Below are 14,609 nucleotides of genomic sequence, written 5' to 3'. Positions count from 1 at the left end.
TACTGCCTAGTCAGCCATATTTAACTGCTCACTGAGGCATTTCACTTAAGCTTGGTGCCTACCGAGCCGAGACGCTCACATGCTTCGAGCACACGAGCTGCCATGCCAGCTTCAGCAGCCTTGCCCCATGCACGTGGATCGTACTGCTTCTTGTTGCCAACTTCGCCGTCAATCTTGAGCATGCCGTCGTAGTTCTTGAGCATCCAATCGACAACTGGGCGGGAGAATGCGTACTGGGTGTCGGTGTCAACGTTCATCTTGATAACGCCGTTCTCAACCGCCGTCGCGATCTCCTGAGCAGTCGAACCAGAGCCACCGTGCATAACGAGATCGAATGGACGATCGCCAGCGTTGAACTTCTCGCCAACAGCCTTCTGGATGTCGCCAAGGATTTCTGGGCGAAGCTTTACAGCGCCTGGCTTGTACACGCCGTGAACGTTTCCGAAGGTCAGAGCGGTGATGTAGCGACCCTTCTCGCCAAGGCCAAGAGCTTCAACAGTCTTGATTCCGTCTTCTGCCGTGGTGTAGAGCTTGTCGTTAATTTCAGCCTTAACGCCGTCTTCCTCGCCACCAACAACGCCAATCTCGATTTCGAGAATAGTGCGAGCAGCCTGTGAAAGCTCAAGAAGTTCCTGAGCAATAACAAGGTTTTCGTCAAGCGGAACAGCCGAACCGTCCCACATGTGCGACTGGAAGAATGGATCGCGGCCAGCCTTTACTTCTTCAGCTTCAAGCTCCATAATTGGGCGGATCCACGAATCGATATTCTGCTTGGCGCAGTGATCAGTGTGAAGAGCAACCGTCACTGGGTAGTTCTTTGCAACTTCGCGGGCGTAGGCAGCCATTGCGAGCGAGCCTGCAACACGATCCTTGATCGTCGATCCTGCCCAGTATTCAGCGCCACCAACCGACACCTGAATGATGCCGTCGGACTCTGCCTCAGCAAAACCTTGCAGTGCAGCAGTAAGCGTCTGGGATGAGGTTACGTTGATTGCTGGGTAAGCAAACTTATCGCGCTTAGCGCGGTCAAGCATCTCTGCATAAACTTCTGGGGTTGCGATTGCCACGAAAACTCCTTCGATGTGGAATGAGAACACCTTAAGTATTTCACTTAAAGCGCTTCAGTATTGGGTATATAGACCCGCACAATTGATCCTAGCACCAACGTGCAGCCGGCATGAACGGATGGCTGAAATGGCGGTAGTTCCGTGCATGCGATATGTAACCGTATGTGCGCTCTGTTCTTTATGTGCGGTATCCAAGCTTTATATAGTTTATGTGCGCTATGCGCGGTATTGGGCGATCCACCAGTGCATAGCAATCGCAGCCGCGGCTGCCACATTCATGGAACGTGTAGAGCCAAACTGCGGGATATACACTGCTTTTTCACATTTTGACAATAGCTCCGGCGAAATTCCGTTCGATTCCTGACCAAACACTAAAACGCAACGTTTCGGCAGCTCAGTACGCTCCAGCTGGGTTGATCCGTCCATATTATCGACTGCCACCACAGCATAGTCATTCTCTTTCGCCCAAGAGAACAGGTCGCCTGGGTCTGGGTGATGGTGCACGTGCATGTAGCGGTCGGTAACCATCGCTCCGCGCCGGTTCCACTTCTTGCGTCCAACCACGTGAACAGCACCAACATTGAAAGCGTTGCCGGTGCGCACAATAGAGCCGATATTGAGATCGTGCTCGAGATTCTCGATAGCAATATGTAGCTCTGAACGGGTGGTATCGAGATCCGCCTTGATCGCTTCAAGCGTCCAATAGCGGTATTTGTCCACCACATTGCGCCTATCTCCACGTTCAAGAAGATCAGGATCGTAGCGCGGATCGGTAGGCCACTCCCCTTCCCACGGGCCGACTCCTGGCGACTGCGTCTGATAATCTGGGTCGTTTTGGTCCAGCCGCAGCTTCTCGCGCACCTCAAAACGGTTGTCGGCACCAGGAACAGCATCCGAACTCGAGCACTTCTCTGAGCTGACGCCACTGTCTACGACCGTGCAATCGTCCAAAGTCGCATCGCTACCTGCAATCGAAACAGAAGGCGACGGCGTCGTCGTCGAAAAATCCTCCTCGGAAATCGCCGTCATCACAGCCTTCCCGACATTTTCGGACCAGCAAACTTCCGTACCAACGCGCGCGGCGCGAATTTGAGCAGCCCGTACGTGAATTTGTACATCGGCGTCGGCACCACAATCACTTGCCCACGACGCGCCGCATCAAGGGCGACATTCGTGACCAACTGCGGATCCATAAACATGAATTCTTGCCACTGACCAGCGTCAACATTCACGCGCTCGTGGAACTCGGTGTGCATTAGGCCGGGCATAACGGCAGTGATATTCACGCCGGTGCCTTCAAGTTCAGTTGCCAGCCCCTCAGTGAACACCTTCACCCAGGCTTTGTGCGCGGAGTATGTGCCCTGCACCGTCATTGACGTGATCGACGAAACGTTGATGATTGTGCCGCGCCCACGCGCCACCATCGTGTTCACCGCAGCGTGGGTAAGCACTAGCACAGCGTTGACCATCACATTGACGGCGCCGAGCTCGCGCGTAATATCGCCACCCACGAAATCTTGGCCAAGCCCCATGCCCGCATTATTGATGAGCAGGGTAATTGGCTGGTTCACCGATTGGATCCGCTGCGCAACGGTATCAACGCCCTCCGCGCTGTTGAGGTCCGCTGGAAGCACCTCAACTCCAATATTGGCTTTTTGGCGCAGTTCATCGGCAAGTTCCTCGAGACGGTCGCGGTTGCGCGCCACGAGAACAAGATCATTTCCTTCGGCGGCCAGAGTCCAGGCAAATTCACGGCCTAGACCCGAGCTCGCTCCTGTAATAAGTGCTCTTCCCATGCAAGTAGCCTACCGCTTTTGAGCGGGAGGTTTGAAATGATCGCCAATGGAGAAATGAATTTGTCTGCGTAGCGCGGATTCTTGGTGCGATAAACGCAACTTCTGCATATATATCGAGAAGTTGCGTTTATCGCCCACACATTTCGACGAAGAAGCTTCGCCGATGCGGTCCGTCTGCCGCGCCTGCCACACCTTCCGCGCTCGCAACGGTTTCCGCGCATATTCTTGTCACCCCACACCACCCACAGTCCGCCCGCTAGACTAAACCCATGAAACTCGCAACATGGAACATCAACTCTGCCCGCGCCCGCACCGATCGAATCCTTGACGTGCTTCAACGCCACGACCTCGACGTACTCGCGCTCCAAGAGATCAAGTGCAAGCCAGAGCAGTTCCCGTCCGAGCAGATCGAGGCCGCCGGATACGAAATCGCTGCTCATGGCTTTAATCAATGGAATGGTGTGGCTCTGATTTCCAGACTCGGGCTGAGCGATATTCGCACGAGTTTCCCCAACCAACCCGGCTTCACAAAGGGCACACCGGATACCGAAGCGCTTTATCTACCTGGGGATATGCCAGAAGCACGCGCAATTGGCGCGAAGATCGACGGCATAGACATCTGGAGTTTGTACGTGCCCAACGGACGCGCCGTGGGCGATCCGCACTACCACTACAAGCTGGACTTTCTCGCCCACCTGAATGCATATGCGCAGCGTACGATCGCTACCGATCCAAGCGCGCAATTTGCTTTTGTAGGCGATTGGAACGTGATTCCTACCGATGAAGACGTGTGGGACCCTGCCGCTATGGAGGGCGGTCTCTATCTCAGCGACGCAGAACGCGCGGCGTTCTTCGCTTTCGAGGAGACGGGAATGCGCGAGGTGAGTCGAAATTTCGCCACAAACTACACATTTTGGGATTATCAGCAGTTGCGTTTCCCCAAGAATCAGGGAATGCGCATCGATTTTGTGTATGTGTCGCCAGCGCTTAGCACCCGTGCAGTCGGCGCTGAGATTGACCGCGACGAGCGCAAAGGCAAGGGCGCTTCAGACCACGTGCCAGTTATTGTGGAGTTTTCCGACTGAGTTTGCGCTTGAGTGGCGCTTGAGTTGGAGCGCGAGTTGGCGCCCCGGCAAACAATAAACGCGCGCCGAACCGCACGCTCCCGCCGTCGTCATAAAAACTAAAACCGCGAACAGAACGCAACAAATGCGACCATAAAACCGCAACCACAATCAAGGTATAGACTCATTCTTATGCAACCGTTTGTAGCCCTTGATTTTGAGACGGCGAATTCGAACCGCGCTTCGGCTTGTTCCGTGGGTTTGGTCCGTTTTGACGACGCCGGCGCGCCAGCAGATTCGTTCTACACGTTGATTCGTCCGCACGATTCAATGAGCGAGTTCCACTGGGGTAACGTGCGAATTCACGGCATTGAAGCGCACCATGTGGCAAATTCTCCCGAGTGGGGCGATCTTTTCGCCCAGATTTCCGATTTTGTGGCTGACCTTCCGCTTGTGGCACACAATATGGCTTTTGACGGTTATGTGCTGAGCGACCTCAACCATCTCTATGGTTTCGCCCCGCTGGAAAACCCTCGTTCTTGCACCCTGCGGCTTTCGCGAGCACTGCTCACGCATGAGCTGCCGAAGAAGAATCTGGACGCCGTGTTCCAGCACTATTTCCCCGACGAGCAGTTCCTTCACCATCGCGCGATTGACGATGCCTACGCCGCGGGCAAGATTTTCGCCCAGTTCCAGCGCGAATACGGCTACGATCACCTCTGTGCGGTCTGCCCGCCGATAGTCGGATATTCCGACGCCGCCCGCCAGCGTGGCAGGTCACGCACGGTAGGCACGTCGGGATCTCGGCGGCAGGGTGCAGGCGGAGCTTCGATGACTCCCGACCAGCGCGAAGCATTCAAACGCGCTTGTATCGGCAGCGGTATTCTTGCAGGTGAACGCGTATGCGTGACGGGCACAGTTCCCGGATTTTCGCGCGCCGAGTTCAAGGCTATCGTTCAAGCGGCGGGTGCGAGCGTGGCTGGTTCAGTTGGACCCTCGACGACGATCGTGGTGGTAGGTGGCGACGACGCCGTTCCTTTGCGCGAGCGCCCAAATCCGTCCAGCAAACTGCGCGAGGCACTGCGCTTCGAGAGTCTTGGAATCCCCATCAAGATTTTGACGGCAAGAGAATTCTTTGGGTTGTTTGGGTGAAATTGTTTTACTAACGGATACTTCTTAAGGGACTATTAGAAAACTCGATAGTAACCGAATTCTCTTGTACAGATTCAGATTCACCAGAATTTACAATGACCACATTCTTATAACCTAATTGTTGCAAAAAAGGTTTCCACTGCTGAATATCACTGTTCGTCGGACCAAGAAGAACAGATCTCAATGCTGGCATCATTCTGTTTCCAGATCCACCCAAATTAATCGCCACATAAGGAATCAGTAGTGAACCATTGACCCTGTATTTAATTCCGTGATTTCTCGCCCACTGGGCGGCGTTGGCGGAGTTTACATCACTTGAATGGTCCAGATCCTGCCACGGTTGCGTTAAAACAACACGCCATTCTTTTTCATGAGCAAAATGTGCAGATTTCAAAACTGGCAGATAATCGAACAAAATTTGGTATGCAGCTGACCATATATCGCAACCTGTACTAATTGTCTGTGTGAATCTGCTAGTGATATCTTCTTGAATTTCGTTGAAGCTATCAGGATACACTACTTCCTTTAAAGAAAAATCTTTTTGAGTTTTTATAGCAGACCTCAATTTATGCTTATCAAATCCAAGAGCAACTCCACTGTTTGATGCGTAACCATGCCATTGCACCGTTGAGTCCCTTTCTGCGCAAAAACAGCTCGCATAAAGGTTCAATTCATATGGGTATAGACGATCTGGCTTCAAGTCTGGGTGATAATATAAAAAGTCTCGTAAGTATTGTTTATCGAATTCAAACTCTGACGGATCAACATCGTCTATACCCTTGATATATAAATATGACGCATTATCCATTGCATCTAGAATATAATCACGAATTGTATGTAGCGGAAATGATATCTCTTGTGAATCATTCATTGAACCTAACTGCGATGCCCAAATCTGACCGGATTGCAGGATACTTACCGCAGACTCCACCGAAGTGTAGTGCCAAAGAATTTCGTTTGAATCATCAGTTTCAATTATCGCTTGTGTTCTCACATTACTTTTTATTTCTTCCACCTCAGAAAATACCTTGAATTTACTTGTATTTTTACCCACTCTTGTTCGTTTCATGTGATACCTCGCCCTATTTCCACACCATTGTATCCCTTGTCGTAGCAAGAGGTTAGGAAGATACCGATCAATTTATCAGTTCGGAGCCGATATCGACTAATATATTATTCTCACCGAGACTGAACATATGCCATGATTAAAGCAACTATACCTGTCACAAACAGAACACCATAGAACGGTCAGATCGACCACGTAGTCATCATTGACCAATACTCACGAAGGAGTTCCTTACAGTCTTCCTCTTGATTTCTATAGTCCAATGAGCAGAGAGAAACATCCGGATCTATATCTGTCCTTTAACCCAGATTTTTCCTTTGGCAAGAAGCATGATTGCTAAATGTAAGCACTTGGCATAGTCCATATTTTGCTAATTAACGCCGGGCTACTGTCCAGTCACTTACTCTTTAAGTAACTCTGTTTAAGTTAGATATAATCTTCACGAAGCCCCGGTGGAGTGCTACCTCCAGAGTGATCTGGAAGGTATTCTTACCGGGGTATTGCTTAGGAAAACACCTTGGCTCGTGTCAAGTGATCGTGCTATAACCCACGCATCTCATCCGTTAGCCCAGGCCAATACTTAATATGCTCCTCGCCAAAATTCTGTGCGCCTAAAAACAATCCTGCTTTGTTCACCTGCGGATCCACCCAGATAAAAGATCCTGATTGCCCAAAGTGCCCGAATGTGGCTGGGGAGAAATCTCCGCCCAGCCAGTGCGGAGATTTCTCCCCGCGCAGCTCGAATCCCAGACCCCAGCAATTGTCTCTATGCCGGCCATAGCCAGGCACGATACCGGCGACGCCGCCGAATTGCACCTGCACAGCTTCCCTCAACAACTCATGCGAAATCAGCTGCGGGTTCATCAACTCCAGCACAAACCGAGCCAAGGAATCAGCACTCGCCCGCCCCGAATAAGCAACACTGCCCGCAATCTCAGCCGTATCCATCTCCAGCGGGAGTAACACCGATTCCCGAATCCACTCTTGGATAGGCATGCCAACCAACGGCTCTATAGCCTGCGCTAATACGTCAAAACCATAATTTGAATAAATCCGACGCTGCCCTGGCTTTGCAATAGCTTCCCCCGCCTCTGCTGGCAAACCGGACGCATGCGCCAACAGATGCCGCACTGTGCTACCTGCGGGACCGGCGTCGGCATCCAAATCCACCAGACCACGCTCCACCGCAACCAAAACGGCATACGCGGCAATCGGCTTCGTTACCGATGCCAGCGGAAATACTTCATCAGGATCGCCGACCAGCAATGTGCACGCTGCATTTCCGCCAGCTGCTCCCCAAGCATTCTCACCCGAAAATGCCATATATACGTGTTCGAACGAAAAGCCATCTGAGTTCAAAGCTGAATTGCGCATGCCTATACCCTACGCTTGTTTAACCAATGCTTTCACTTCTTTAACCTATGCTTTCACTATGCACGAGCGCATTGGCAGTGGCTTCGTCGGTCACAAACGTATTGATATAGCCGCCTTTCAACGCAGCACGCAAGGCAGCGATCTTCTCACTCCCCCATGCCACTGCCACCACCTGCGGAATCGTGCGCAATTTCTCCACGTCCATCGCAATGATCCGCCTGCACAACGGCGTCTGAATATGGTTTCCTGAGCTATCAATATGATGTGCACAAATATGCCCCACCGCGCCTTGACGGGCAATCTGTCGATCCAGATCAGCCGAATACCAGCCGTGAAAAATCTGCCCGGGAACGTCGGCTACCAGCGCTCCCACACCCACCAAAGCCAAATCAGCACGCGCAGCCAGCTCCAAAACAGCAGCTACCTGCCCATCTTGGCGCAAGAACTTCGCAGTTGCCGGCGAATCCAGCACTAACGGCGCCGGCAAAATACGATATGTGCCACCGAGCTTTGCTGCCATTCTTCGGCAAATCTCCGGCGAATCCTCCAAGGGATTCGACCTTCCTAAAGAACCAAGCATCTGCACCACACAGGAATTACTGCGATGTTGCTGCGGCAAAGAATCCACCGTTGCCGAAATTGAACTTCCATTCGACACCGCAATCAAGCCATCGCGCGGGGTCTGCGAAGCTACGAATTCCGCAGCTAACTGCGGTGGCCCGATAGGCCCAGAGCGCTGCGATACAAGCGTTCGCTCCACTCCGTATAGTGCGCATATTCGCTCCTCCAAACGTTCAAGACGCTCGAGCGGATGCGAAATCGTGATTTTCACAAGTCCCAAATCCTTTGCCTCTTGCAACATGCGAGAAACAGTCGGGCGAGAATATCCGATTCGTCGGGAAATTTCGGCCTGAGATTCACCGTTGTCGTAATACGCACGGGCGACGTCGATCAGCAAATGTAGACGTCGTCGGTCACCATCACTATTGCACATATGTTCATTCTGCCATGTTTTCCCAAAAACGGAACCCCAATTTACCAGCAAATTATTCAACTACCCACAATCGTCAAGAAATTATAACTGAACAAATGTTCAACTTTTTCCTTGGCAAGCCTGCTTTCCCGTGTGATTCTGGTGACGAACGCACCGTTGCGGAAACGGCCGAAACAGCGGAAACAAGCAACAACAAAATCCGTACGCGCTCCCAAGCGCAGACGACGAAGCGGTAACAGCGGCGGTGTCACATCCAGTTTCATATCCAGCGCCACGCCAAGTGACGCAGACCTAAACACATAACAAACCGAATCACATAGCACACGAATCACGTGTCACATACCGAATCAAAGGAGATCACAATGAGTTTCGCACGTACAATCCTCGGCGACATTGATCCAGCCGACCTTGGCGTCGTCAACGCCCACGACCACCTCATCCGCACCGGAGCAGGCGAGGTTTACATCGACTCCGATCACCTCCTCGCCGATGTTGATAAAGCGGTCTACGAAGCCCAACTCTTTGTGGATGCCTCAAAGAACTGGGCAAACACCGGAACTGTTGTAGATATGTGCCCAGCCAACTCCGGCCGCGATATGGACAAACTCGTGGAAGTAAACAAGCGAGTCAAGGATCTCCACATCATCGCGACCACCGGCTTCCACCGCGAGAAGGTCTACCTCGAAACCCGCTCCCATTGGGTAACGCGCTACAGCGTTGATCAAATCACCGAGCTCCTCATCGCGGACATCAACGAAGGTATTGATCGCCACGATTACTCCGGCCCAATCGTTGACCGCACCGATGTCAAAGCAGGCTGCATCAAGGTAGCAACCTCCTACGGCATGATCACCGATTTCGAGCGCAAGTGCATGCAGGCATGCGCCAACGCCTCTATCGAAACCGGCGCACCGATCAATACGCACACCACTTTCGGCACCTGCGGCCTTGAGCAGGCACAAGAGCTTATCGCAATGGGCGTTCCAGCCGATCAAATCGCCATCGGACACATCCAGCGCAACGCCGACGTGTACTACCTACAGCAGATCCTCGACACCGGTGCCTACCTCGAGATCGACGGCACGAACCGCATCAAGTACCAGCCAGACTCTAACCGCATCATGGAAGTGCGTGAGCTTGGCGAAAAGGGCTACGGCAAGCGGATCCTCCTCGGCACCGATTCCGGCAAGGCCTCCTACCAGAAGGCTTACGGTTCGGTAACCGGCGTGGACTACAACCCAGCCGTGGACGGTCCACGCATGATCGCGGAAGGTTTCGATCCAGAATACGTACGCGATCTGCTCATCAACAACGCCCGCACCTTCTTCACGATGCGCAAGGAAGCCTGATATGACTCCCCGCCTGCAAATCGCCCTCGACACCCGCACGCTGGAAGACGCGCTCAGCGCATTGAGCCGCGGTGGAAGCGACGCAGAGGTGATCGAATGTGGCACGATCTTGATTCTCAACGAAGGCTTGCACGCAGTGCGTGCTATTCGCGCAGCTTATCCCGATAAAACAATCCTCGCCGACGTGCGCATCGCCGAAGCCGGTTCCATCATCGCCCGCGATTGTTTCGCGGCCGGTGCAAACTGGGTGTCCTGCGTGGCAGGCGCGTCATTGACCACCATTCGTCAGGTGGTTGAAGTTGCACAGGAGTACGACGGCGAAGTGCAAGTTGAGCTCAGCGCCGAACACTTCTCTCTTGACCGGGCGAAGGAATGGCGAGCCATCGGCGTCGAACACGTGATCGTCAAACGCTCACGCGATCTCGAAGCCGCAGGAACGCTCACGTGGGGCGAAAAGGAATTTGAGCAGATTGATGCGCTTCACGAACTCGGCTTCACCGTGTCCGTGACCGGCGGAATTAAAGTAGATGAACTCGACACTTTCGCAGGTAAGCCAGTAGGCGTCGTAATCGCTGGTCGCTCCATCGTGGGCGCCACCGATCCGCGCAGCGCTACCGCCCAAATGCACGAAGCGATGCGCAAGGTGTGGTCATGAGCTCCGCAGTTACCTTAGGTATTTACGAGAAGGCGCTGAGGAGTCCCGACGGCGATTGGGCGCGTTTCTTCGCCGACGTTACCGAAGCTGGATTCAGCTTCTGTGACCTCTCAGTGGACGAAACACCACAGCGTGCAGCCCGCCTCGACTGGAGCGAACAAACCTGCCGTGAAGTGCGCAATGCTGCAGCCGATCAAGGCACCCTAATTGGCGGGATCTGCCTATCTCTGCATCGCAAAGTGATGCCAGGCTCCGCAGATCCCCGCGTTCGAGCACAAGCTCTTGACGTTTACCGCAAAGGTATCGATCTGTGCCACAACCTTGGGGTGAGCGTATGCCAAGTTGCAGGCTACTTCGCCTACTACGAAGCTCCTGATCCCGATGCTCGACGCCGCTATCTCGACTGCCTCGCAGCCGCTCTGCCCTATGCCGCGCAAGCTGGCGTAATGCTGGGTATCGAGAATGTGGACGGTCACGATATTTCCTCGATCCCAGACGCGGTTGAAGTTGTAGAGCACTTCAACAATCCGTGGTTACAGACCTATCCAGACATTGGCAATATTGCCGAACATGGAGGCGACGAAACCACGGAGCTGCGCGCCGGCGTCGGAAAAATGCTCGCAATCCATATCAAAGACACTCGCCCCGGCGAACCTCGCCGCGTTCCATTCGGCACCGGAAACGTCAAATGGAACAACGCATTTGCCGAGCTAGCCCGCCAAAAATGGAGCGGCAGGATCATGCTCGAAATGTGGAACGACGATTCACCAGACTCGGTCACTATCTGCGCCGATGCTCGCCAAACGGTGAGCGGCTGGCTTCAAGAGGCCGGAATTTCCGTAATTCCGGCACCAACACACAACTCAGCATCTCGTACACGACGTGAACAACAAAGGAGTTAAGAATGCTGGAAGATCTCAAACAAAAGGTGTGCGAAGGGAACCTTGAGCTGCAACGGCACGTACTCGTAGCCTGGACCGGCGGCAACCTTTCCGCACTAGACCCGGAAACGGGTTATATCGTGATCAAGCCCTCTGGCGTGCGCTATGAGGAAATGACACCCGAAAAAATGGTGGTTGTTGATGCCAACGGAAAGGTTGTGGAAGGAGACTTGGGACCGTCGTCGGACACCGCTTCCCACCTTGCTCTTTACGCAGCCCGCCCGGAATTGCGCTCAATCATCCACACTCACTCTCGCTACGCAACTGCCTTCGCGGCGGTGGGCAAGGATATTCCCTGCTGCCTCACCGCGATCGCCGATGAATTTGGCGGCTCGATCCCCTGCGCACGATACGCGCCTATCGGTGGACTCGATATTGCCAAAGCTATATTAGAATGTGGAGGGCGCTCACCTGCGGTGTTACTCAAACAACACGGAGTTTTCACCATGGGAACATCCATTACCAAAGCTCTGCAAGCTGCTGTTATGGTCGAAGACGTGGCAAGAACGGTGGCAGTCGCGATGGGTCTTGGAGAAGTGGAAGAGCTCCCGCAAGCTGAGATCGAAGCCAACTTCGATCGCTACTCCAACCGCTACGGAACCATTAACGCATCTTTAGGAGTGAGTAAGTGATGTTTGATTTGACGACAATTGGTGAAGGACAGATCCGACTCACGGTTCCGCGTGGAGAGCGCCTCGTCAATGCAGTGAGCTTGCGCATGTCCGCTGCCTGCTCGGAAGCAAATGTGGCGGGCCTACTTTCGCAACTTGGGCGCTCGACGTCGTGGTGTTCCAAGATGCCGCGGGGCGAACTTGCCACCCGCGTTTTGCAAGAGTTCCGTTCTGTGGGCGTTGATATGTCGAATATGGTGCGGGTAGACCACGGGCGCGTGGCTTTGTATTTCATGGAGCCGGGCGATTACCCCATGCCTTCAAAAGTTATTTACGATCGCTTGCACACCCCTTTCCGTAGTATCCAGATTGACGACGTCAACTGGGAGTCGATGCTCGACACGCGGCTCGTGTTTGTAACAGGTATTACCGCTGCTCTTTCACCGGATACGGCGAAGATCGTTCGGCATTTCTGCGAGCAGGCACACGAGCGTGGAATCGATATTGCGCTTGACGTAAATTACCGCTCTTTGCTGTGGGATGCAGAGCAAGCTCGCGAGGTGCTTGAACCGATAGCTCGCATGTCTACTTTGGTATTCGCTTCGCGCAAAGACGCACAGACGGTATTTGGAATGCCAGATCTGAGCGGCGTCGAAGTGTGTAAGAAGACGCGAGAGTTTCTTGAGGTACCTACCGTTGTTTCCACGGATTCGACTGAAGGTGTGTACCTTTCTGATGCGCGTGGCGAAGAACAGTTCGAGGTTAAGGTTGTACCTGTTATTGACCGTCCTGGCGCCGGTGATTCATTCGTAGCGGGAACAATTCACGGTTTCCTTGAGGGCGACGTGCGCGCAGGCGTACAGTATGGGCAGCGTGTTTCCACTTTTGCGCTCACCCATCACGGCGATCTCACCCATATCTCGGCTATGGAACTCAACCTTCCACAGACAACCGACATTATCCGATAAATACCATCCATTCGTATGCTGTGCCGCCAGCGTTGACGGCACAGTGTACCCAAAATTAGGAAAACAATATGTCACTCACTGCAATGGAGCAGGTAGATACCCTGCCATTAACGAGAAACCAAAAATCACTTATCGGGCTCACGATTGTGGGCAATATTTCCGAATTCTTTGATCTCTTCCTCATCGGATTCGTTATTCATCTTTTGATGACGACGCCGGGCTGGCAACTGACCGGTTTTGAGGCAGGAGTCATCGGCGCCGCTTCGGGTATTGGTACCGTGCTTGGCGCTATTTTGTGGGGCCGGTTGGCCGATATGATTGGCCGCAAAAAGGCGTTCATCTGGTGTATCGCTGTGCTCGTGTTCTTCACGGCTATCACGCTCACTATTCAGCCAGGTCAATGGCAGCTTTTGAGCTTGTACCGCATCGGTGTATGTATCGGTGTTGGCGGCCTTAATATTACGTCGATTCCTTTCGTGCAGGAGTTCGTACCTGCGAAACAGCGCGGCTTGCTTTCCGGTTTGACCTCCGTGTTCATTCCGCTTGGCATTTTCCTTGGCTCACTTGCTACGAAAGTACTCGGCGAACCTTTCGGCTGGAAGGGTCTTATCGCACTGGGCTGCGTGCCGGTAGTGCTTATTGCGTGGGCAGCACTAGTTCCTGAATCGCCACGTTTCTTGATTGCGCAAGGCAAGATTGACGAAGCACGTAAGGCATATGCATGGGCTATGAACATTCCCGGGAGCGAAGTAGGCGCCTTGCCTTCTAGCACTGCTGAAAAAGCAACCGAGAAGGCTTCATACGGATTTGTGCTACGTAAGTATCCAAAGCAGCTGGTGATTATTTCACTCGGTTCATTCTGCTTTATTTTGGGTGCCTTTACCGTGCAGTCGTGGGGTCAGAGTATCTTGGGCGAGAGCTTCAAGTTTGATGTTTCCACTGTTGCCTACATGTTCATGGGTGTGTCCCTCGCTGATTTGCTCGGACGTCTCGGTTCGGCCTGGATCTCCGATCGGATTGGACGCCGTCGCACGATGTTCATTTGGGGTTTGATTGGCGCAGTTGGTTGCGTTATCGCAGCTATTTCGGCAAAGGTAGCCTCTGGTATGTTCAGCGGTGGCGGCGCAGAAACTGCCAGCACTACACATACAGCCGGAATTGTGTTCTTTATCGGAATCGTCATTGCTATGGCTTTCGGCGACGGTGCATTCGGTATCCTCAACGCCTTTGGTGCTGAGCAGTTCCCTAACGACGTGCGCTCCACCGGTGTTGGTTTGGGATACGGCATCGGCGCGATTGCAAAGGTAGTTGGCCCATACTTCGTTGGCGCACTCATCGGTGGCGGAAAACCAACTCCAGACGTTGTGTTCCTACCCTTCGTGATATTCGCAGTGCTGCTAGTTGCAGGTGGATTTATCTATCTCCAAGCTGAAGAGACTGCTGGCAAGCAACTCGAACAGATCGGGTGAATTTAGGTTGGTTTGGGGCGGTGGTTGTCCGCCCCAAACCAACCGCCAAGCCTTGGCTCATGGGTGGTGGGGTATCGCGTTTTTACCACGCGATACCCCACCA

Annotated in this window: 15 protein-coding genes; 9 read left to right on the top strand and 6 right to left on the bottom strand. The window is 53.2% G+C overall.

Annotated features, from left to right (window positions below; genetic code table 11):
• Positions 1–41: 41 nt before the first annotated feature.
• The 3 genes from fbaA to EZJ44_RS05650 all read right to left on the bottom strand — a co-directional run bounded on the left by fbaA (position 42) and on the right by EZJ44_RS05650 (position 2,863).
• A complete protein-coding gene (gene fbaA, locus EZJ44_RS05660; protein WP_131281192.1) occupies positions 42–1,067 on the bottom strand; it encodes a class II fructose-bisphosphate aldolase in 1,026 nt (341 codons plus the stop codon).
• 216 nt (positions 1,068–1,283) lie between these two features.
• A complete protein-coding gene (locus EZJ44_RS05655) occupies positions 1,284–2,096 on the bottom strand; it encodes a TrmH family RNA methyltransferase (RefSeq protein WP_131281190.1) in 813 nt (270 codons plus the stop codon).
• Positions 2,096–2,863: an SDR family NAD(P)-dependent oxidoreductase gene (locus EZJ44_RS05650; RefSeq protein ID WP_131281188.1), complete on the bottom strand. Its 768-nt coding sequence runs from the start codon at positions 2,861–2,863 to the stop codon at positions 2,096–2,098. Before EZJ44_RS05650 ends, EZJ44_RS05655 begins: the two co-directional genes overlap by 1 nt.
• Before the next feature lie 269 nt (positions 2,864–3,132).
• Between EZJ44_RS05650 and EZJ44_RS05645 the strand changes: the two genes are divergently transcribed.
• Complete coding sequence (locus tag EZJ44_RS05645) at positions 3,133–3,948, top strand: exodeoxyribonuclease III (RefSeq protein WP_131281186.1); 816 nt, start codon at positions 3,133–3,135, stop codon at positions 3,946–3,948.
• 171 nt (positions 3,949–4,119) lie between these two features.
• Positions 4,120–5,079 carry an exonuclease domain-containing protein gene (locus EZJ44_RS05640; protein WP_131281184.1) on the top strand — a complete coding sequence of 320 codons (960 nt, stop codon included), beginning with the start codon at positions 4,120–4,122 and terminating at the stop codon, positions 5,077–5,079.
• Between the two features lie 10 nt (positions 5,080–5,089).
• Here EZJ44_RS05640 and EZJ44_RS05635 read toward each other — a convergent pair whose 3' ends face one another.
• The 3 genes from EZJ44_RS05635 to EZJ44_RS05625 form a co-directional block, all read right to left on the bottom strand.
• Positions 5,090–6,133 carry a DUF2971 domain-containing protein gene (locus EZJ44_RS05635; RefSeq protein ID WP_206661855.1) on the bottom strand — a complete coding sequence of 348 codons (1,044 nt, stop codon included), beginning with the start codon at positions 6,131–6,133 and terminating at the stop codon, positions 5,090–5,092.
• 552 nt (positions 6,134–6,685) lie between these two features.
• Positions 6,686–7,519 carry a serine hydrolase domain-containing protein gene (locus tag EZJ44_RS05630; protein WP_241658610.1) on the bottom strand — a complete coding sequence of 278 codons (834 nt, stop codon included), beginning with the start codon at positions 7,517–7,519 and terminating at the stop codon, positions 6,686–6,688.
• Positions 7,520–7,559: 40 nt separating this feature from the next.
• Positions 7,560–8,513, bottom strand: a complete 954-nt coding sequence (locus EZJ44_RS05625; RefSeq protein WP_131281180.1) for a sugar-binding transcriptional regulator — start codon at positions 8,511–8,513, stop codon at positions 7,560–7,562.
• Between the two features lie 95 nt (positions 8,514–8,608).
• Between EZJ44_RS05625 and EZJ44_RS08750 the strand changes: the two genes are divergently transcribed.
• The 7 genes from EZJ44_RS08750 (at position 8,609) to EZJ44_RS05595 (ending at position 14,506) form a co-directional block, all read left to right on the top strand.
• Positions 8,609–8,749, top strand: a complete 141-nt coding sequence (locus tag EZJ44_RS08750; RefSeq protein WP_165496129.1) for a hypothetical protein — start codon at positions 8,609–8,611, stop codon at positions 8,747–8,749.
• A 126-nt stretch (positions 8,750–8,875) separates the two neighbouring features.
• Positions 8,876–9,862 carry a phosphotriesterase family protein gene (locus EZJ44_RS05620; RefSeq protein ID WP_131281178.1) on the top strand — a complete coding sequence of 329 codons (987 nt, stop codon included), beginning with the start codon at positions 8,876–8,878 and terminating at the stop codon, positions 9,860–9,862.
• 1 nt (position 9,863) lies between these two features.
• Positions 9,864–10,517 (top strand): orotidine 5'-phosphate decarboxylase / HUMPS family protein, encoded by a 654-nt coding sequence (locus EZJ44_RS05615; RefSeq protein WP_131281176.1) that lies wholly within the window; start codon positions 9,864–9,866, stop codon positions 10,515–10,517.
• A complete protein-coding gene (locus EZJ44_RS05610; RefSeq protein ID WP_131281174.1) occupies positions 10,514–11,419 on the top strand; it encodes an L-ribulose-5-phosphate 3-epimerase in 906 nt (301 codons plus the stop codon). The genes EZJ44_RS05615 and EZJ44_RS05610 overlap by 4 nt, the downstream gene beginning before the upstream one ends.
• 2 nt (positions 11,420–11,421) lie before the next feature.
• On the top strand, positions 11,422–12,090 hold the full coding sequence (locus tag EZJ44_RS05605) for an L-ribulose-5-phosphate 4-epimerase (protein ID WP_131281172.1): 669 nt from the start codon (positions 11,422–11,424) through the stop codon (positions 12,088–12,090).
• On the top strand, positions 12,090–13,037 hold the full coding sequence (locus tag EZJ44_RS05600; protein ID WP_241658609.1) for a sugar kinase: 948 nt from the start codon (positions 12,090–12,092) through the stop codon (positions 13,035–13,037). Before EZJ44_RS05605 ends, EZJ44_RS05600 begins: the two co-directional genes overlap by 1 nt.
• 68 nt (positions 13,038–13,105) lie before the next feature.
• A complete protein-coding gene (locus EZJ44_RS05595; protein WP_131281168.1) occupies positions 13,106–14,506 on the top strand; it encodes an MFS transporter in 1,401 nt (466 codons plus the stop codon).
• Positions 14,507–14,609 lie beyond the last annotated feature (103 nt).

The sequence above is a fragment of the Arcanobacterium bovis genome, from assembly GCF_004331995.1.
In the GTDB taxonomy this organism is placed as follows: Bacteria; Actinomycetota; Actinomycetes; order Actinomycetales; family Actinomycetaceae; genus Arcanobacterium_A; species Arcanobacterium_A bovis.
This window is presented reverse-complemented; position numbering and strand designations above follow the sequence as displayed.